The following is a 20013-nucleotide window of genomic DNA, read 5'->3' as shown; positions in this document are numbered from 1 at the left end:
CTAGTGCTCCCTTGGCATCGACGGTCAGAAACATGCCCCCGTTCGAGACATCTGTCGCGTCCGTAAATAAACGCCTACCCCCGCACACTATGGCACGGGCGCGCACGGGATGCTGGGATCGCATCCCCGAGGTTGATCCCGCACAGGACACCCTCGAACGAGCGAGAGTATGTTGATCCGGCAACGGCACGATGCCGGATCGACAGCCGGCACAGAGCGGCTTGACCTGGGAGGACGACGGTTTGCGCATTGGCAAGATCACGGTTGGCCCACTCGACGAATGGGCGCTGAAGCCGGGGTCTGTCACTTCCTGGCATCCCACCGCCACCGCCGCCGCGAAGGCTCGGCATGCCCCGGTCAGTTCGGTGCCGGTCAGCTACATGCAGAGCCAGCATCTTCGCAATTACTGCGAGCGCACCGCCGCGGGACTGAATTTCTCCCGACAGATCATCGCGAGTTGTGAAGTGGCCGGCGAATGCGATATCTCGGCCATGGATCAGGCCGTCAACGCATATCTTCGCCGGCACGATACTTTCCGCAGCTGGTTCGAACACGCCGGCAACTCGGAGTTCATCCGCCATGCCATCGAGAATCCGGCCGACATCGAATTCGAGCCGATCGACCACGGCGCGATGACAGTCGAGGAGATACACGCCCATCTCGTCGCGATCCCCAGTCCATTGGAGTGGGCCTGTTTCACTTTCGGAGTCGTCCAGAACGACGGCCACTTCACGTTCTTTGCCGCCATGGACCATGTCCACGGCGACGCGACATTGATCGGCACCACAATGCTGGAAGCCAACGGCATGTATTCGGCGCTGCGCGGCGGCGGCGAGGCCCTGGTACTGCCCGACGCCGGAAGCTTCGACGAGTTCTGCATCCGGGAGCGTGAACGCACGGCGGAGTTGACCGTGGATTCGCCTGAAGTCCGGGCTTGGATCGAGTTTGCCGAGAACAGCGGCGGTGGCTTTCCGGAATTCCCGCTGCCGCTCGGCAATCCGTCCGAATCGACCAGCAGCGGGATGACCACCGAAGTGCTGATGAACACCGCCCAGACCGAACGTTTCGACGCGGCATGCGCGGCGGCAGGTGCGCGCTTCGTCGGCGGTCTGTTCGCCTGCCTTGCTCAGGTCGAACACGAGTTGACCGGCGCGCTGACGTATTACGGGCTCACTCCTCGCGATTCCCGTGCCGCCACCGACAATTTCATGACCCAAGGCTGGTTCACCGGCCTGATTCCGATCACCGTGCCGATTGGCGCGGCCTCCTTCGGGGACACCGCGTGGGCGGCACAGGCCTCCTTCGATGCGAATCTCAATATGGCCAAGGTGCCGTACTACCGCGTTGTGGAGTTGGCGCCGTGGTTGAGTTGGCCACGCCCCAATTTCCCGGTGTCGAATTTCTTCCACGCCGGCGCCGCTCCACTCAACGCCGTTCTGGCCGCCGCCGATATGGGCCTTGCGGACAATATCGGGATCTATCCGGACGGCAGATTCTCCTATCAGCTCACCATTTATCTATTCCGTTATGGCGAGGGCACGGTGATGGCGATCATGCATCCCGACAATCCGGTCGCGCAGAAGTCGGTGGCCCGCTATATGAAGACGATGAGATCGGTGTGCGAACTCGTCGCCGACAGCGGGCACTGGGGTCGTGTCGCATAGCACCGGCCCCGCGGGGGTGACCGCGACATGCGGCGGCTAGCCGATCTGGTGGTGCGCTGGCCCTGGGCGGTGATCGGCGTCTGGATCGCGATGGCCATCGCCCTGCCGCTGTCCTTCCCGTCGCTGGGCGAGATGGCCGAGCGCAATCCGCTGGTCATCCTGCCCGGCGATGCACCGTCGACGGTCACCGCCGAGAAGATGGCCGAAGCGTTCCACGAGTCGGGCAACGACGACCTGTTGGTGGTCGCGCTGATCAACGAGAACGGGCTGACGCCGGCCGACGAGGCTGCCTACCGAAAACTCGTCGACGCGCTGCACGACGACGTCACCGATGTCGTCTCGGTGCAGGACTTCGTCGCGACGCCACAGCTGCGACCGTTTCTGACCAGTGAGGACAAGACCACCTGGGTGCTGCCCGTCGGCCTCGCGGGGGAGTTGGGCACACCGCGGGCCTTCGACTCGTTCAACCGCGTTTCCGACGTCATCAGACACAACGTCGCGGGCAGCACCCTCGAAGTTCACCTGACCGGGCCGGCGGCCACCGTCGCCGACCTCACCGTCGCCGGCGAACAGGACCGCCTGCCCATCGAGATCGCGATCGCGGTGCTGGTGCTCGGCGTGCTGCTGGCGGTATACCGCAATGCGGTCACGATGCTGCTGCCGTTGGTGACGATCGGGACGTCGGTGGTGATCGCGCAGGCCGTGGTGGCCGGGTACGCTCACCTGACCGGTTCGGGCGTCTCGAATCAGTCCATCGTGTTTCTCAGCGCGATCATGGCCGGCGCCGGAACGGATTACGCGGTGTTCCTGATCAGCCGCTATCACGACTATCTGCGGCGCGGTGAGGGCTACGACCGCGCGGTCAAGGCGGCGATGATCTCGATCGGCAAGGTGATCGCCGCGTCGGCCACCACGGTGGGGTTCACGTTTCTGTTGCTGAACTTCGCCCAGATGGGCGTGTTCCGAACGGTCGGCATGGCGGCGGCGATCGGCATCGGCATCGCGTTCCTCGCCGGGGTGACCCTGCTTCCGGCGATCCTGGTGCTGGCCGGTCCGCGCGGATGGGTCAAGCCGCGGCGCGAGCTGACCGCGCGGTTCTGGCGGCGTTCGGGGATCCGGATCGTGCGCAGGCCGGTGCCGCATCTGGTGGTCAGCCTGCTCGTGCTGGTCCTGCTGGCCGGTCTGGCAGGTTTCGCGCGCTACAACTACGACGATCGCAAGGTCGTGTCCGAGTCGGCGCCGAGTTCACTGGGCTATGCCGCGCTGGAACGGCACTTTCCGGTCAGCAGGTCGATCCCCGAGTACATCTTGGTGCAGTCGCCGCACGACCTGCGCACGCCGCGCGCCCTGGCCGACCTGGAACAGATGGCGTCGCGGGTCGCGCAACTGCCGAACATCGGACTGGTCAGCGGCATCACCCGACCTCTCGGCGAGGTGCCGCCGGAATTCCGGGCCACTTTCCAGGCGGGTCTGGTCGGCAGCCGGCTGGCCGACGGCTCCGCGCAGATCGGCTCCCGCAGCGGCGACCTGAACCGACTGACCGACGGGGCAAACACACTCGCCGACAGCCTGGCCGACGTGCGTTCTCAGATCAACGCGATCGCGCCCAGCATTCAGGATCTGGTCGACACGTTCTCCTCGGTGCGCACCGAGTACGGCGGCGACAAGTTGGTGCGCGACGTCGAGACCGCGGCCAAGCTGGTCGCCAGCGTCAACGCGCTGGGCAATTCGATGGGCGTGAACTTCCGCACCGTCCGGGACATGTTCGCCTGGATCGGCCCGGTGCTGATGGCGCTGAACGGTAACGCGGTCTGCGACGCGAACCCGTCGTGCGTCGACACCCGACAACAGTTCCAGCGGCTCGTCGCGGCGCGCCAGGACGGCAGCCTCGACGAGATCAACGGTCTCGCGCAGGAGTTGCAGGGTGTCGAGGACCGGCAGACGCTCAACGAGGCGGTGACGAGGCTGAACGCCGCGATGGCGAACGTCACCAAGGCGGTCGACACCATGGGCCTGGATCAGCCCGGCGGCCCGCAGGCCGGGCTGGACGACCTGCAGCAGGGCGCCGACCGGCTGGCCACCGGAAGCCGGGAGGTGGCCGGCGGGGTCGATGAGCTCGTCAAGCAGGTCAAGGTGATCGCCGCCGGCCTCGACGAGGCCTCGACGTTCCTGCTGACCATGAAGAACAACGCGGCGGACCCGTCGCAGGCGGGGTTCAACATCCCGCCCGAGGTGCTCGACCTGCCGGACTTCAAGAAGGCCGCGGCGGCCTACATCTCGCCGGATGGCCGGTCGGTGCGCTACCTCGTGCAGACCGAACTCAACCCGTTCGGCCCCGAGGCGATGGATCAGGTCGACGAGATCTATGACGTCGCTCGCGGTGCCCAGCCGAACACCACGCTTGCCGACGCCGAGATCTCGATGGGCGGGTTCCCGGTCGCGTTGCGTGACACCAGGGACTACTACCAGCAGGACATCCGGTTCATCATCGCCGCGACACTCATCGTGGTCTTGTTGACCCTGACGGTGCTGTTGCGCACCGTCATCGCACCGCTCTACCTCGTCGGCTCCGTGGTGCTCTCGTACTTCGCGGCGGTCGGTATCGGCGTGCTGATGTTCCAGGTGATCCTCGGCCAGGAATTGCACTGGAGCGTGCCGCCGTTGGCGTTCGTGGTGCTGGTTGCGGTGGGCGCCGACTACAACATGCTCTTCGTGTCGCGTCTGCGCGACGAATCGCCGCACAGCGTGCGCTACGGCGTGATCCGAACGCTGGGCTCGACGGGCGGCGTGATCACCGCGGCGGGTCTGATCTTCGCCGCCTCGATGGGCGGACTGTTGTTCTCCAGCATCGGCATCGTGGTCCAGGGCGGTTTCGTGATCGGTGTGGGAATTCTGTTGGACACCTTCGTGGTACGCACCATCACGGTGCCCGCGATCGCGACGCTGGTCGGCCGGGCGAACTGGTGGCCGTCGCGACCGGCACCCGAGCGGCCTGCGCCCTCGGCCCCGGCCCTGTCGGCCGGGCGATCTGATACGGATATGTCGTGACCGCACCCGCCGAATCGTCGATCCTGTCGATGCTGCACGGGCGGGCCAGCCTGCGGCCCGACGACGTCGCGTTCACGTTCACCGACTACGGGCGCGACCCGGCGGGCGTCTCCGAAAGTCTCAGCTGGTCGCGGCTGGCGCACCGAACGATGAACCTGGCCCGTGAGATTGGCCGGCACGGCTCGGTCGGTGACCGAGCGGTGATCCTGGCTCCGCAGGGCCTGGAGTACATCCTGGCGTTCCTCGGGTCCATGCAGGCCGGACTCGTCGCGGTGCCGTTGCCGCTGCCGAATCCCGGCTCGGGGCACGACCGGGTCAGCGCGGTTCTCGCCGATGCGGAGCCTTCGGTCGTGCTCACGACATCAGCGTCGGCGGCCGACGTCGGCGAGTTCGTCGCCGCGGCGGCGCTGGACTCGGCGGCCACCGTCGTCGCCATCGATGCGCTGGATCTGGATGTCGAGGAGGCGGCGGGCGCGCCACCGATCGGGCTGCCTAGCATCGCGTATCTGCAGTACAGCTCGGGTTCGACCCGGCTACCCGCCGGAGCCGTGCTCTCGCACCGCAACCTCACGGTCAACGTCGAGCAGCTGATGCGGAGCTTCTTCGCGAAGTCCCCGCTGCCGCCGGACGCGACGTTCGTCTCGTGGTTGCCGTTCTACCACGACATGGGGTTGGTGCTGGGAATCTGCCTACCGATCCTCAGCGGCCATCCCGCAGCGTTGACGCATCCGGCCGCCTTCCTGGAGAGACCGGCCCGATGGATCCGCGCGTTGGCGGAAAATCCGCATGCCTTCTCCGGAGCGCCCAACTTCGCGTTCGACCTGGCCGCCCGCAAGACCTCCGACAGCGACCTCGCCGGTCTCGACCTCGGTGGGGTGGTGGGCATCATCAACGGCGCCGAACGTGTCGAGCCGGCCACCCTGGCACGCTTCGCCGATCGGTTCGCGCACTTCAACTTTCGGGATCACATGCTGCGTCCGGCATACGGCCTGGCGGAGGCGACGGTGTTCGTGACGTCGGGCAGCTGGCGTGAAGCCTCGCCGGCCGCCCTCTTCGACGCCGAAAAGCTGGGCGCGGGCCGCGTGCACCCCTGCCGACCGGGCGACGGCGCGACCACAGCGCTGGTGAAATACACCGTGCCGCAGTCACCTCTGCTCCGAATCGTCGACAGCGAGACCTGTCGCGAATGTCCGCCGGACGTGGTGGGCGAGATCTGGCTTCTCGGCGAGAACGTCGCCGGGGGGTACTGGCGTAAGCCGGCCGACGAACAGAGCTGCTTCGGCGCCACGCTCGTCGACCCGTCGGCCGGGACACCGGAGGGGCCGTGGTTACGCACCGGCGACCTCGGCTTCATCTACGACCGCGAGTTGTTCATCGTCGGCCGGGTCAAGGATCTACTGATCATCCGCGGTCGTAACCACTATCCCGAGGACATCGAGGCGACGGTGCAGCCGATCACCGGTGGGCGGGTCGCGGCGTTGGCGGTTCCGGTGGACAGCACCGAGAGACTGGTCACCGTGATCGAACTCAAGCAGCCGACCGTCCCCGCCGAGGACGCGATGCGGCGACTCGACGCGGTCAAGAGCGACGTCACCGCGGCGATCTCCAACGCGCACGGCCTCAGTGTCGATGACGTCGTCCTGGTGGCGGCCGGGTCGCTGCCCATCACCACGAGCGGCAAGATCCGGCGCGGCGCATGCGTCGAGCAATATCGGCGCGGCGAGTTCGCCCGGTTGGACGGCTGAGGCCGACGGCATGGGCGGAGTAAGGTCTCAACCGAGGCGGCCGAGCGCGGTCGGCGGGAGGTGCACGACAGGGATGAGACGACTCCTCGCCTCGGGCACCGCGCTGATAACCGTCGGCGCCGCAGGCGCTTTCGGGCTCGGCGTCGCCGTCGCCGATGAGCCGCCCGCACCTGCGGACCCGGCCCGGGCGGCTGACGGCCCGCCGCTGGGCACCCCGGGGCGGGCATACGCGCTGGGCGGCGCGCATGTCCTGGGCATCCCGTACGACGAATACATCATGCGCACGGGTGCGGACTGGTTCCCCGGACTCCAGCGGCAGATCGTCGACTACCCCGCCGGCCAGGTGCAGGGGCACACGCTGGAGCGGCTGTTCCCCGGCATCGGCGAATTCGGGGACAGCTATGTGCCGGGCCTCGGGCTCGACGGCCCCAGCGTCGGCGAATCCGTCGATGTCGGAGGGCCGAACCTGATCACCGCGATCCGGGAGGGCGGCCGCGGCACCGCGATCGGCCTGTCCGAGGGCGCGATGGTGCTCAACGACGTGCAGGCGCGGTTGGCCTACGATCCCGCCGCGCCACCGCCGGACGAGTTGAGCTTCGCGATGTACGGGGACCCGGTCGCCCGGCATGCCTTCGGCGAGAGCTTCTTGACCCAGATGTTCCCGGTCAGCAGCGTGGTGCCGTCGCTGGACTACCGGATCCCCCCGCCCGTCGAAAGCCAGTACGACACCTATCAGTTCGTCTCCGCCTACGACAGCATCGCCGACTGGCCGGACCGGCCCGACAACTGGCTCTCGGTCGCCAACGCGATCGTGGGTCTGGCGACCGGTCACACCGCGGTGGCGTTCACCGACCCGAGCATGGTGCCGCCGCAGAACATCAGGACGACGGTCAACTCGAGGGGCGCCAAGACCACGACGTATCTGATTCCCGAGGAACATCTGCCGCTGGTGCTGCCGTTCAAGTACCTCGGCGTCGACCAGGAGACGCTGATCAAGCTCGACGCGGTGCTCAAGCCCTACGTGGACGCCGGATACTCCCGCCACGACAATCCGCTGACCGCGCCGATCACCGTCGATCCGGTGAACGGTTACGACCCGGCGGAGGTCACCGCACCGGCCACGCAGGCAGCGTTCGGTGGCGGTGCGGACCCGGTGTCGCAGTTGCTGGCCGGGCTGCAGTACGTCCTGGACAATCAGCCGCAGCCGTAGTTCCGGCTACCGCCCGGCGAGTCCGACGACCAGCAGCACACAGCCGAGCGCGGCCAGCAGCGCCGCCGTGTCACGCCGGCGTCGATGCCCCGGCGGCCGGTCCACATCCACGCGGCCGGCGCATAGACGAGTAAGTCCGTGGGTTCGCCTTTGCACACGTACACGTCGGGGTGGAGAGCGGTGTAGTTCCACCGCAGTGCACCCCGCGAGGATGGGACCAGTCATAGGCGACGATCGTCTTGTCGGCCAGTGACGAATCACAAGTGCTATGCCCCAGTTCGACACCACGGCTGTAGATAACGCGTCCGCCGGCGAATCGACAGCCCTGACGTCGATATCGAGGTTAGGACTGCGTTCGCACTACCGCCAGGACGGCGGCCAGTTCTGCATGTCCACGCTATAAGCCGGCTACTCCCACACCGAGCAGCACACAGCCGAGGACGGCCAGCAGCGCTGCCACGTCGCGTCGGCGCCGCGACCGCACCCAGTCGTGCAGCGACGTCATCGCCGCCTGGGTTCGCGCCGGCGCCACCAAATAGGCCAGCAGGGGGACCTCGACGAACACGAAGGCCACCGCGTTGAAGGTCAGCAGCGCACCGATCTGAGTGGCGGCCTGCGCCCCGGAGGCGGCGATGACCGCCAGCGCGGCGAGGTAGTCGATCGAGGGCAGCGCGATACCCAGGCCCGCCACCGCCGCGACCCGCAGCGAGTGGCCGTCGGCGAGGCGACGGGCCCACGCCGAGACACGCTGTCCGTAGCGGCCGGTGCCCACCGGCCGGACGGCGATCACGGCCGCGATCAGCAGCGCCAGCACCCCGATCACCACCTGCACCCTGGGCAGGGTGAACTGGGCGGGATCGACCGCCGAGCCCACGACGAACAGCACCACCAGGCCGACGGACACTCCCATCGCGAAGCCCCCGCACAGGAACACCAGCAGTTGCCGCAGCGGCCGAGGTCGGTTCAGCATCAGCACCGTCATCCCGATCCGGAATGGTTCGAAGCTCACGGCGACGGCCATCACCAGCAGGGTGATCCACATGCGCGCGGGAATCAGGCGCGGTCGCGCCGAGTCGCGATGCGGAGCGGGATTGGCACGGGCGTCACGTTACCGCTGGGCACCCCGGCGATGCCCGGCCGCCACCGCGCGCGCAGTTCATGTGACGATGGAGGTGCTATGAGTGACACGAACCTGAGTCCCACGTCGTTGCGGGAGGCTTTCGGGCATTTCCCGTGCGGAGTCATCGCGATCGCGGCGGAGGTGGACGGCGTCCGGGTCGGACTGGCGGCCAGCACCTTCGTCCCCGTGTCGCTGGATCCGCCGCTGGTCTCGTTCTGCGTGCAGAACACCTCGGAGACCTGGCCGAAACTCAAGGATCGGCCGTCGCTGGGCATCAGCGTGCTCGGCGAGTCACACGACGAGGCCGCGCGCACACTGGCGGCCAAGACCGGCGACCGGTTCGCGGGCCTGGACACGGTCTCGCGCGAGTCGGGTGCGCTGTTCATCGGTGGGACCAGCGTGTGGCTGGAGAGCTCGATCGAGAACGTGGTTCCCGCGGGGGACCACACCATCGTCATCCTGCGGGTCAAGGACATCACGGTGAACCCGGACGTTGCACCGATCGTGTTTCACCGCAGCACGTTTCGCCGCCTCGGCGCGTGACGGCCGGTCGCGCGGGTCAGGGCCGAGTGGCGAGCTCCTCGCGGTAGGCCTGGATCCGCTGCTCGATCTCCTCCGCATCGGCGATTCGGCTCTCTTTGCGGGCCAGGGCCGCTCGTTTGCTGAGCTCGCGGATCGCGGTGCGGATCTCGGTGATGCTGTGTCGCTCACGCAAGGGCATAGCGCTGCCTTTCGTCGTTGATTGGCTGCTTTCCCCGAGGTTACCCGCGCCCCCGGTGAACTCAAGGCCGCCTTTAGCAGCGGTCAGCCGAGGACCGCCGAGGCGACCGCGTCTTCGTGGGCGGCGGTCGTGCCCCAGGCGGTGCCCAGCGCCCACACCCTTTTCATCCACAGATGCAGGTCGTGCTCCCAGGAGTAGCCGATCGCGCCGTGACATTGCAGCGCGGTTCGCGCCGCCAACTCGGCTGCGCGCTGGGCATAGAGTTTGGCGAAGCAGACCGCGAGTTCCGGGTTCGGCGCGCCGGCGGCCAGAACCCACGCAGCGCGATAGGCGACCGGGCGCGCGTGTTCGAGGCTCACCAACGCGGTGGCGAGCAGATGCTTGACCGCCTGCTGCGAACCCACCGGGACCTCGAATTGGGTTCGCAACTTCACGTATTCGGTGGACATCGTGATCATGCGATCCGCCAGGCCGAGAAGTTGTGCGGCAGCGGCCAACGTCGCCCGGTGTCGGGCCAGCACGGCGTCGGCGCCGGGCAGTGTCCGCGTCCGCACCGGGGTGACGACCGCAGAGGGAACCGACCGGTCCACCGATGACGGCCGTCGGTCGATGTCGAGGTCGGCACGCGTCGCCAACCCGAGGCCTTCGTCGTCGGGGTAGATCAGCAGGTCCGCTCCGGTGACCCAACGGACCCGTCGGGCGCCCGGCTCCTGGACGGCAACCACGACGTCGCCGGCGATGGCGGCGTGGACCTCCGGGGTGCCCGCGGCGGCCAGTGCGGGCACCGCGGCCGCGATGTGCTCGCCAAGTGGTCCCGGTACGGCGAACTTTCCGCACTCCTCGACCAGGCAGACGAGATCGATCTCCGAACCCCCGAGCCCGCCGATATCGGCGGGCGCGAGCAGTCCGAGCAGTCCGACCGCCCCGAGTTGCCTCCACAGACCCGGGACCGGGCCGGGGAAGTCGCGCCAGGCGTTGCGCACCACCGCGGGCGGGCACGTCTCGACCAGGACATCGCGCAGATTCTCGCGGAGCGCGAGCTGATCGGTGGTGAACCCGAAGTACATGACTATCGCCTCGGCAGTCCGAGGAGCCGCTCGGCGATGATGTTTCGCTGCAGCTGATTGGTGCCCGCGTAAATCGGGCCGGACAACGCGAACTCGAAGCCGTTCATCCATTCGTCGTCGAGGTCGGCGTCGTGGCCCTGCAATGCCAGTGCCGCCTCGTGAAGTCGGATGTCCAACTCCGACCAATACACCTTGCTCAGACTGGCTTCGGCTCCCAGCGGTGCGCCGTCGAGCAGTCTGGTGACGGTCCAGTCGGTGGCCAGTTTGTAGGCTTGCGCGCCCATCCAGGCGTCCGCGACCCGGCTTCGGTATCGGGCGTCTGTGCGGATCGCTTCCGGCGCTTCCCGGAACTGCTCGATCAGCCGTTCGGCGGTCGCCAGGAACCGGCCCGGGCTGCGGAGCGAGAGACTGCGCTCCGACCCCGTCGTGGCCATCGCGACCGCCCACCCGTTGCCGACTCCACCCAGCACATCCGCATCGGCGACGAAGGCGCCGTCGAAGAAGACGTCGGCGAATCCGGGTTGACCGTCGAACTTGGCGACCGGCTGCACGGCCACCCCGGGCTGGTCGAGATCCACGAGGAAGTAGGTGAGGCCGCGATGACGTCCGGCCGTGGGGTCGGTGCGAAAAATCCCGAACATGTGCGTGCTGAAGGCCGCTCGTGTGGTCCAGCACTTCTGACCGAAAAGCCGCCAGCCGCCGGCGGCTTCGTCGCGCGCGGCATGTGAACGCAGCGACGCGAGGTCACTGCCCGCCTCCGGCTCCGACCAACCCTGACACCACAGGTCCTCGACGGAGGCCATGCGCCGGAGGAACCGGTCCCGTTGATCGTCGGTACCGAACTCCAGCAGCGACGGTCCCAGCAGGAAGATTCCGTTCTGTGCGACGCGTTGTGGCAGTCCTGCCCGATAGAACTCTTCCTCGAAGATCAGCCAGTGCCACAGGTCGAGGTCACGGCCGCCGTATCGTTGCGGCCAGGTGACCACCGCCAGGCCGGCATCGAACAGTCGCCTCTCCCAAGCCAAATGGGTGGCCAAGTGGTCCGGCGAGTCGCCCGGCGGCATGGGCAACGTTGGCTTGTTGTCGGCAAGCCACTGGCGGACCTCTGCGCGGAACGCCTGATGGGCCTCCGTCGGTCTCAGATCCATTCGAATTCCCTCTGTATCCAGGATGCGACGAATGCTAGGTGCGCCGGCCGGGGGTGTCAATCGGCGAGTGGACCGGGATGAGGTCGGCCCGCGGGAGATGGCTGTCGTCAGCCGGACGGCGGTGTCACGACGTGCATAGTGGATGTTGGTACTGGTAAACGGTTGTGGGTCAACAGTTTCGTGGGAGCGGGGCGGGCAGTGTCAGGGCATCGGCGTGGGATCTCGGGAGGTGTGAAGACGTGATCGGGGGCCAGGCGTGTCGCCCGCCCGGCGATGGTCGCCCGAGTGGGTCGACTCCGCGCTGCGTTGACTTTCCGTCGTGGCGCGGTATAGGTTACCGGTGAATCCGGGATACAAAGATATGGCCGCTATCGCTTTGGCAGGAGGCATGTATGGCCGAGGATTTCACCCCTCAGCTCTTGATCGACGGACGCCTGGTGGCCGCGCGCTCGGGTAAGACCTTTCCGAACATCGACCCGTACTTCGAGACCGAGATCGGTCAGACCCCGGATGCCGGAGTCGAGGACGTGGATGCGGCGGCCTCCGCGGCACACCATGCCTTCCAGAACACCTCGTGGTCCAAGGACCATGCGTTCCGGGCGCGGTGCCTGGGCCAGCTGCGAGAGGCGATGCAACGCCACCTCGAAGAGCTCCGCGAGATCCTCGTCGCGGAGGTCGGCTGCCCGATCTTCATGACCAAGCAATTCCAGCTCGACGATCCGGTCGATGAACTCACCGACTGGATGGAGTTCGCCGAGACTTATCCGTTCGAGCGCAACTTGGCGCCCCATCCGGCGATGGTGTCGCCGAACGAGCGGCTGCTGATCAAGGAGCCGTGGGGCGTCACCGCTCTCATCACGCCGTACAACTATCCGATTCAACAGCTCTGCTACAAGGTCGGTCCGGCCCTCGCGGCCGGCAATACGGTGGTGATCAAGCCGTCGCCGCTGACCCCGTGGACCGCCAACTTCATCGGGAAGCTGGTGGTCGAGGAGACGGATATCCCGCCCGGCGTCGTCAACGTCATCACGAGCTCGGAAGCAGAGGTCAGTGAGGCGCTGGTGGCGCATCCCTACGTCGAGATGATCAGCTTCACGGGGTCCACCGCGGTCGGCAAGAGGATCATGGCCACCGCGGCGGAGCGGGTGAAGAAGGTCGCCTTGGAGCTGGGCGGGAAGTCGGCCACCATCGCGCTCGACGACGCCGACATCGAGACGGTGGTGCGCTTCAACGTTCCGCGGATGGCTAGGCACTCGGGCCAGGGCTGCACGAACCTCACCCGGCTGCTGCTGCCGAGAGCGAAGTATGAGGAAGGCCTCGAACTCGCCGCAGAGGTTGCCTCCCAAGTCATCTGGGGCGACCCGCGCAACTTCGACACGCACATGGGTCCGCAGATCAGTGGAGCCAACCAGCAGCGGGTGCTGCAGCACATCGAAAAGGCCCGCGCCGAGGGCGGCCGCATCATCGCGGGCGGCGGCGTCCCGGAGTCGGCCGAGACCGGCTACTTCGTCGAGGCGACGGTGATCGCCGACGTGGATCCGGACTCCACCCTGGCTCAGGAGGAGACGTTCGGTCCCGTTCTCGCGGTGATTCCCTACGACTCGGAGTCCGAAGCCGTGGCCATCGCCAACAATTCGTTGTTCGGCCTGTCGGGTGCGGTGTACTCGGCCACCGACGAACGGGCACTCAGCGTGGCCAAACAGGTCCGCACCGGCACGATGGATGTGAATGGGGCGACGTGGTTCGCGCGCGACACCCCCTTCGGGGGCATGAAGCAGAGCGGCCTGGGCCGCGAATGGGGCGAGGCGGGCTTCGAGGAGTTCCTGGACACCCGCGTCATCGGCTACCCCACACCAAAGTCGTGACCGCGCGGCCGAAATCATCACACAGCGTAGAAGTGCCGAGGTCGGAATGAAGGTGTTCAAGGGCATCCGGGTGGTGGAACTGGCCTCGTATCTGTTCGTTCCGGCCGCGGGGGCGATCTTGGCGGACTGGGGCGCTGATGTGGTCAAGATCGAGCACCCGGAGCGACCGGACCCGCAACGGCATCTCGTGATCGCCGACATGAGTGTGGGCAACGCCCCGTTCGAACCGCTCGTGCAACAGACGAACCGCGGCAAGCGGAGTTTGGGTCTCGACATCAGCACGGCCGATGGTCATCGCTTACTGAGCAGGCTCATCGCGACCGCGGACGTCTTCTTGACCAACCTGCTGCCGGAGAGTCGCCGGCGGCTGCGGTTGGAGGTCGACGATGTCCGGGCGATGAACCCGGATGTCGTCTACGTCCGGGGCAGCGGCTACGGTCCCGCGGGTGACGACCGGAACATGCCGGGATTCGACGGGACGACCTTCTGGGCCAGGGGCGGAGCGGCGGACAACCTGACCCCGGCCGGTGCGGCGGAGCCGGCGCCGATGCCCCCCGCGTTGGGCGACCTGCCCGGGTCGACCGCCGTTGCCGGCGCGATCGCGGCGGGCCTGTTCCATCGAGAGCGCACCGGTGAACCTCCCCTGGTCGACGTCTCCCTGCTCGGCGTTGCGGTGTGGGGCAATTCGCCGGCGATCATCGCTTCCGCCCAGCGCGGTGGACCCATCCAGAAAACGTCTCGCGAGGAGAACCTGAACCCGGCGTCACTGACGTATCGCACCCGGGATGGACGATTCGTCAAGCTCTCGCTGTTTCAGTCCGATCGGTATTTCGGGCGGCTCTGTGAGTGTCTGGGCGTGCCGGAGCTCGCGCAGGATGTGCGGTTCCTCGACTCCGCGGCGCGTGGGGTGAACAACAAGGCGTGCACCGCGGCCCTGGACCAGACCTTCGCCCGCTACGACCTCGCGGAGATCACCGAGAGGCTGGCGGGCCTGGGCGGACCGTGGTCGGTGGTGCAGACCACCTACGAGGTGAGCCGGGATCCGCAGGTGCTCGCCAACGAGTACCTGATGGGTGTCGACGTCAACGGCAGCAACGTCACGATCGCCGCTTCACCGTGGCAGTTCGGCGAACAGCGCTACCCGCTACGGCCGGCGCCCGAGCACGGCGCCGACACCGACGAAATCCTGCTCGAGCTGGGGCTCGACCATGAGGAGATCATCGATCACAAGGTGTCCGGCACCGTCCTCTGAACTGCAAGTTCGACAAGGCTTTTGCGGCTCAGCGGTGATATTGCCACTCGCGCCGCCCCAGCTGTATCCTGGATTCGTGTCAGCCAGCCGCCGGAGTTCCCCCGACAAGAGCAAATCTGCGTCCAAACAGCGGGTCGCCGGGGGCCGGCTGGTGGACGGCATCACGGCAAAACTACGCGAGATGATCCTCGATCACACGATTCCGCCCGGAACCGTTCTGCTCCAGAACGAGTGGTCGGAAAAGCTACAGGTCAGCCGCACACCGCTGCGGGAGGCCTTTCGCATTCTCGAGCAGGATGGATTGGTCCGCGTCTCGAACGGCAACCGCACGATCGAGGTCGTCGAGTTCACCAGCCGCGAGCAGGAGCTACGGGGCCTCTATGAGGTGCGCGAGGTGCTGGACGGCTTGGCCGCACGGCTCCTGGCCACCAAGGGATTGTCGGAGAAGACCTCGAAGCAACTGGACTCCCTGCTGACCGAGATGGATGAGGCGACTGATCCATTCGACTCGTCTCGCTGGTTTTCCGCCCACATGGATTTCCACGTCCACATCGCGGAGTCGTGCGGCAACAGCCGCCTACGTCAACAGCTGGACGTGATCAGGATGACCAGCGTGTCGCTGCACAGTTATCTCGGTGACCTGGATCCGACAGAGGATCGGTTGGTCGAGGTGCTGGCGACCGCGGGTAAGCAGCATCATGCCATCGTCGACGCAATTCGCAGCGGCAACGGGGATCTCGCGGAATTGGCTGCGTGCCAGCACATCCGCGCCGTGCTGAACTCGGACCTGATCGAGGTAGCCTCCCGCGCCACCAGCCCGGGATGACGGGTCACTTGTTGATCATGCCCGCATCCACCGGCAGCGTGATACCGGTGACGTAGCGAGCCTCGTCGGACACCAGCCAGGCGATCGCGTTGGCGACGTCGCGTGCCTCGATCAGTGATACGGGCAGCGGGTTGCCGAGGCCCGCGGCCAGCGCTGGGTCGGCGGCGGCAGCGGATTCGTGAAAACCGGCCAGCATCGGGGTGTCGACGCCGGTCGGGTGTACGGTGTTGACGCGGATACTCTGTGGCGCCAGATAATTCGCGTACATCCGCATCAGCCCGACCACACCGTGCTTGGCTGCCGCGTAGCCGAAGTTGCCACCGTTGGTCCCCGCGACCATGCCCTTCAAACCGTTGACGGAACTGGTGATGACGATGGAACCGCCCTGTCCCTGACGCTCGAGTGTCGGCAGTGCCGCCTGGATCGTGTTCCACACACCGACCAGCATCACCTCGATGGCATCGCGGAACGCCTCGTCGTCGCGGCCCGCACCGAGGCCCTGGAACATGATGCCCGCGTTGGCCAGCACGATGTCGAGCCGTCCGAGCGCGGCCACCCCGTCGGCGACTGCGGACTTGAGCGCGGCGGCGTCGCGGACGTCGACGACGAAGGACTCCATGCGGCGTCCGAGCTTCTCGACCAACGCGACTGTCTCGGCAAGATCGTCGGGCGTGGCCATCGGGTACGTCACGGTGCCGATCTGGTCGCAGATGTCGACACCGATGATGTCGGCGCCCTCCTCGGCGAGTCGGATCGCGTGGGCGCGGCCCTGCCCGCGGGCGGCTCCGGTGATCAAGGCGACTTTGCCCTCAAGCGTTCCCATGGCGTTCCTCGCTTTCGTTTGGTTGTTCGTCCGGGAGCTCCGAGGCGGGGACAGGCTCCCACTGGGGCAGCGTGACGCCGGGTTCGACGTCTTCGAAGCGCACCCGCATCGGCATGCCGGCGGTGAGTTGTGCCGCGCCGGGCAGCTGGCCGACGAAGCGGATCGACGGGTCCTCGTCGAGTTGTATCAGCACCACCGTCCATGGCGCCGGAAACGCCTCGTGAACCGTGTGGTGGAGAACGGTCCACGAATAGACCGAGCCTCTCGGCCGCACGTCGCGCCAACCGACATCCCACGATCCGCAGTGATGGCAGTACGACTTCGGCAGATGAAGCGTGCCCGCGCAGGCATTGCACACGCGGACCACGAGTCGGTGTTCGCTGGCCGCCTTCCAGAATCCGCCGGTTTCCTCGTCGTCGACGACCGGAAGCGGGCGCGGGCTGCCGGCGGACATCACGCCGCCCTCAAGATCATCGCGCTGGTCATCGCCGGCGCACCCGATGTGACCAGACACGTCTGCGCCGACGGCACCTGCGACGTCGACTGGCCACGCAGCTGCCGAACTCCCTCCAGAATGTGATTCATCCCGTGGATGTAAGCCTCGGACAGATTGCCCCCGGCGGTGTTGATGGGGATGCTGCCGGCCATGTCGATGGCGCCGCTGGAGGCAAAGGCGCCGCCCTCCCCGGTCGCGCAGAAGCCGTAGTCCTCGAGCTGTAACAGCACCGTGATCGTGAAGCAGTCGTAGAGTTGGGCGACGTCGACATCGGCCGGGCCCAGCCGGGCCCGTCGGTACAGCTCGCGGGCCACGCTTCTGGACGGGTTGGTCATCAGGTCAGGGCGCATCAACGCAGGAAATACCTTACCGCCCTGCATTTCTGGAACGGTTCCCTGAGAGACCGCGCGAATCAGCACCACCGGCTGTGGCGAGTCAGCGGCGCGGTCGGCAGCGGTGACCACCACAGCGCACGCTCCGTCGGACTCCAGACAGTAGTCGAACAGCCGCAGCGGATCGGCGATCATGCGCGACCGGTGGTAGTCGGAGAGCGACATCGTGCGGTCGGCCATCATGGCCGCCGGGTTCGCGTTGGCGCGTTTGCGGACGGTCATCGCGATACTCGCGAGGTCGTCTGCAGTCGAACCGTATTCGAGCATGTGCCGGCGTGCGTAAATCGCGTACAGCTGCCCCGGGGCCATCAGGCCGAACGGCAGGAAGAACTCATCGAGGGTGCCGCCGCCACCGACGCGGTGTGCGCCGCCGGACTGCTGAATCGCCGTTCCCTTACCGAATCTCAGACCGGACCGGCCGTTGAGCGCCCGGTAGACCAGGACGTTGTCGGCCTGACCGGACATGATCGCGGCAACCGCTTGGCCGATCATGCCGCAGGGGGAGGCCCCGCCGGTTCCGGTCGCACCCCAGTAGGTGAGATTGGTCAACCCCAGCCACTGACCGATGTCGCTGTGATGAACGGTGTCGTAGTCGGAGCGGACCACACCGTCGATGTCCGCGGCCGTCAGCCCGGCGTCGGCGATCGCCGCCAGGCTGGCCTCGGCCGCCAGCGCGGCGACACTACGACCCGAGGTCTTGGAGAACTCCGTCGCGCCGATCCCGATGATGGCGCACGTGTCACGGTGGTGGTGGTCAGTGTCGGTCATTTCAGACCCTGAAGTCGCCGGGGTCGACTAGTGGTCGTCGGACTCACCGGCACGCACGATGGTGGCCCTGGTCTCGTACGCGCGCGACTGCACCCACTTCGACAGGATCTCCTGGTATTCGAACGTCCCACCACCGTAGGCATCGACCCAGATCGGCCGACCGTGCTCGAAATTGCCGGTGTCGGCGTCGAAGTCACCCTCGTTGTTGAAATAGCCGGGTGTACAGGCTTGGACCGCCTCTGCATTGAAGACCAGGCCCACCTTCTCGTCCATGACATCACACCACTCCTGAACGGCGGATTCGGTGATGTCGATCTTGGCCACGTCCTGCTCCCGCAGCGCTGCGATGTAGGAAGCCACGTGCCGGGCCTGATAGTTGAACGCGTAGGTGTTGTTGACGGTGACCGCGGTCTGCCGCAGCCCGCCGACGATGTACATGTTCGGGAAACCGTGAGTCTGGATTCCGTGCACCGACCGCACTCGCTGCTGCCAGGCCTCGGCGAGGGTGCGGCCGTGGCAACCGATGACATCGAAGCCTCCGGAGCGGTCAGGGGTGACCACGGCCTCGAAACCGGTGGCGTAGACGATGACGTCGACCTCGTATTCCTTGCCGCCGACGACGATCCCGTTCTCGGTGACCGCGTCTGCCCCCTTGCCGTCGGTGTCGAGCAGGTGCACGTTGGGCCTGTTGAAGGACTGCAGGTACTCGTCATTGAAGCCGGGCCGCTTGCAATGCGTGGCATACCAGGGCTTCAACGCCTCAGCCAGTTCGGGATCGTCGACCACTTCCTCGATCCGCGCCCGGGCACGTTCCATCTGGGCGATGTCGTTGTCCTCGACCCTGCGCAGATACGCGTCCATGTCGGGTTCGGAACCGTCCTCGGGCGTCTCCAGGGGTGGGATGCTCCATACCCGGGTCCACTCGTCTTCGACGATCTTCTCCTCGACCGGGATGCCGAGCATCTGCGCCTCGAAGTTGGCCCAACGCCTCTCCTGCCAGCCCGGCTCCTGATTGACGAACCATTCCTCGTCGGTGGGCCCGTTGTTGCGAGGCAACACGATGGTGGGCGTGCGCTGCACCAGGTAGGTCTCCTTCGCACTCTTGGCCACGTGCGGAAAGGCCTGCAACGCCGTCGGTCCGGTGCCGACGATCGCGACCCGTTTGTCGGCGAGCTTGTGCAGATTGCCTCGTGAGTCCCCGCCGGTGACATCGAAATCCCATCGGCTCGAGTGAAACCAGTGGCCCTTGAAGGTCTCGAGTCCGGGAATGCCGGGCAGTTTGGGGCGGTGCAGGATGCCGCCGGTGGCCAGGACGACGTATCGCGCCCTGATCTGGTCGCCGCGGTCGGTGGTCACCGTCCAGCGAAACGCGTCGTCGTCCCAGACGACATCGCGGACCCGGGCCTGAAACACCGCACCCTCATAGAGGTTGTACTGTTTGGCGATCGCCTTCGCGTAGTCGAAGATCTCGTCGCCCGGGGAGTACTTCATCGCCGGAACGTAGCCGGTCTCCTCCAACAGGGGAAGATACAGATAAGAGTCGGTGTCACAGGCGATGCCGGGATACCGGTTCCAGTACCAGGTCCCGCCGAAGTCGGCCGCCTTGTCGATGACGGTGATGTCGTCGACGCCCTCTTTCCTCAGGTGTACTGCGGACAGCAGACCGGCGAAGCCGGCCCCGATGACCGCGACCTCGGTGTCCTTCGTGATCGGCTCGCGGGGATGAGTTTTGGTGAACGGATCTGCCTCGACCTCGGAGCCGATCTCGACCGGAATGTATTGACCCGCGCCGTCGGCCCGGATGCGCTTCTCGCGCTCCTCCGCGTACTTCCGTGCCAACTCCTGCGGGTCAACCATGCTTGTCGCCT

At 66.6% G+C, this 20013-nt stretch carries 16 protein-coding genes; 8 read left to right on the top strand and 8 right to left on the bottom strand.

The genetic code is table 11. From position 1 onward, the window contains the following. Positions 1-242: 242 nt before the first annotated feature. From ABQE89_RS03210 to pe, 4 genes are all read left to right on the top strand, one after another. On the top strand, positions 243-1664 hold the full coding sequence (locus tag ABQE89_RS03210) for a condensation domain-containing protein (RefSeq protein ID WP_448414203.1): 1422 nt from the start codon (positions 243-245) through the stop codon (positions 1662-1664). A 27-nt stretch (positions 1665-1691) separates the two neighbouring features. After that, positions 1692-4712: an MMPL/RND family transporter gene (locus tag ABQE89_RS03205; protein ID WP_448414042.1), complete on the top strand. Its 3021-nt coding sequence runs from the start codon at positions 1692-1694 to the stop codon at positions 4710-4712. Next, entirely contained in the window at positions 4709-6457 is a 1749-nt protein-coding gene (locus ABQE89_RS03200; RefSeq protein ID WP_448414040.1) for an AMP-binding protein, read from the top strand. Before ABQE89_RS03205 ends, ABQE89_RS03200 begins: the two co-directional genes overlap by 4 nt. Before the next feature lie 73 nt (positions 6458-6530). Next, positions 6531-7667 (top strand): acyltransferase PE, encoded by a 1137-nt coding sequence (gene pe, locus ABQE89_RS03195; protein WP_448414038.1) that lies wholly within the window; start codon positions 6531-6533, stop codon positions 7665-7667. A gap of 397 nt (positions 7668-8064) precedes the next feature. On the opposite strand, the gene ABQE89_RS03190 is transcribed toward pe, so the two are convergent. After that, the gene (locus ABQE89_RS03190; protein WP_448414037.1) at positions 8065-8709 is read right to left on the bottom strand and encodes a GAP family protein; all 645 of its coding nucleotides are present in this window, start codon (positions 8707-8709) and stop codon (positions 8065-8067) included. A gap of 135 nt (positions 8710-8844) precedes the next feature. Between ABQE89_RS03190 and ABQE89_RS03185 the strand changes: the two genes are divergently transcribed. Continuing rightward, positions 8845-9330, top strand: a complete 486-nt coding sequence (locus ABQE89_RS03185) for a flavin reductase family protein (RefSeq protein ID WP_448414035.1) — start codon at positions 8845-8847, stop codon at positions 9328-9330. 16 nt (positions 9331-9346) lie between these two features. Here ABQE89_RS03185 and ABQE89_RS03180 read toward each other — a convergent pair whose 3' ends face one another. The 3 genes from ABQE89_RS03180 to ABQE89_RS03170 all read right to left on the bottom strand — a co-directional run bounded on the left by ABQE89_RS03180 (position 9347) and on the right by ABQE89_RS03170 (position 11723). After that, a complete protein-coding gene (locus tag ABQE89_RS03180; protein ID WP_448414033.1) occupies positions 9347-9508 on the bottom strand; it encodes a hypothetical protein in 162 nt (53 codons plus the stop codon). An 83-nt stretch (positions 9509-9591) separates the two neighbouring features. After that, positions 9592-10575: an acyl-CoA dehydrogenase family protein gene (locus ABQE89_RS03175; protein WP_448414032.1), complete on the bottom strand. Its 984-nt coding sequence runs from the start codon at positions 10573-10575 to the stop codon at positions 9592-9594. 2 nt (positions 10576-10577) lie between these two features. Next, positions 10578-11723, bottom strand: coding sequence for an acyl-CoA dehydrogenase family protein (locus ABQE89_RS03170; RefSeq protein ID WP_448414030.1), 1146 nt, complete (start codon positions 11721-11723; stop codon positions 10578-10580). 392 nt (positions 11724-12115) lie between these two features. Between ABQE89_RS03170 and ABQE89_RS03165 the strand changes: the two genes are divergently transcribed. From ABQE89_RS03165 to ABQE89_RS03155, 3 genes are all read left to right on the top strand, one after another. Beyond that, positions 12116-13588 carry an aldehyde dehydrogenase family protein gene (locus ABQE89_RS03165; RefSeq protein WP_448414028.1) on the top strand — a complete coding sequence of 491 codons (1473 nt, stop codon included), beginning with the start codon at positions 12116-12118 and terminating at the stop codon, positions 13586-13588. A gap of 46 nt (positions 13589-13634) precedes the next feature. Continuing rightward, positions 13635-14840: a CaiB/BaiF CoA transferase family protein gene (locus ABQE89_RS03160; RefSeq protein WP_448414026.1), complete on the top strand. Its 1206-nt coding sequence runs from the start codon at positions 13635-13637 to the stop codon at positions 14838-14840. Between the two features lie 76 nt (positions 14841-14916). Then, positions 14917-15666 carry a GntR family transcriptional regulator gene (locus ABQE89_RS03155; protein ID WP_448414024.1) on the top strand — a complete coding sequence of 250 codons (750 nt, stop codon included), beginning with the start codon at positions 14917-14919 and terminating at the stop codon, positions 15664-15666. 4 nt (positions 15667-15670) lie between these two features. Here the strand turns inward: ABQE89_RS03155 and ABQE89_RS03150 are convergent, their stop codons facing one another. Genes ABQE89_RS03150 through ABQE89_RS03135 form a run of 4 tightly spaced genes read right to left on the bottom strand, consistent with a single transcriptional unit; the run spans position 15671 to position 20002 of the window. Beyond that, on the bottom strand, positions 15671-16489 hold the full coding sequence (locus tag ABQE89_RS03150) for a mycofactocin-coupled SDR family oxidoreductase (protein WP_448414022.1): 819 nt from the start codon (positions 16487-16489) through the stop codon (positions 15671-15673). Next, positions 16476-16943: a Zn-ribbon domain-containing OB-fold protein gene (locus ABQE89_RS03145; RefSeq protein ID WP_448414020.1), complete on the bottom strand. Its 468-nt coding sequence runs from the start codon at positions 16941-16943 to the stop codon at positions 16476-16478. Before ABQE89_RS03145 ends, ABQE89_RS03150 begins: the two co-directional genes overlap by 14 nt. Further along, positions 16943-18145: a thiolase C-terminal domain-containing protein gene (locus ABQE89_RS03140; RefSeq protein WP_448414018.1), complete on the bottom strand. Its 1203-nt coding sequence runs from the start codon at positions 18143-18145 to the stop codon at positions 16943-16945. The genes ABQE89_RS03145 and ABQE89_RS03140 overlap by 1 nt, the downstream gene beginning before the upstream one ends. A gap of 27 nt (positions 18146-18172) precedes the next feature. Then, positions 18173-20002 (bottom strand): flavin-containing monooxygenase, encoded by a 1830-nt coding sequence (locus tag ABQE89_RS03135; protein ID WP_448414016.1) that lies wholly within the window; start codon positions 20000-20002, stop codon positions 18173-18175. Positions 20003-20013: the final 11 nt, after the last annotated feature.

Source organism: Mycolicibacterium sp. XJ1819 (genome assembly GCF_053483675.1).
Note: the sequence above shows the minus strand (reverse complement) of the source record. Positions and strands in the feature narration are given on the sequence as shown.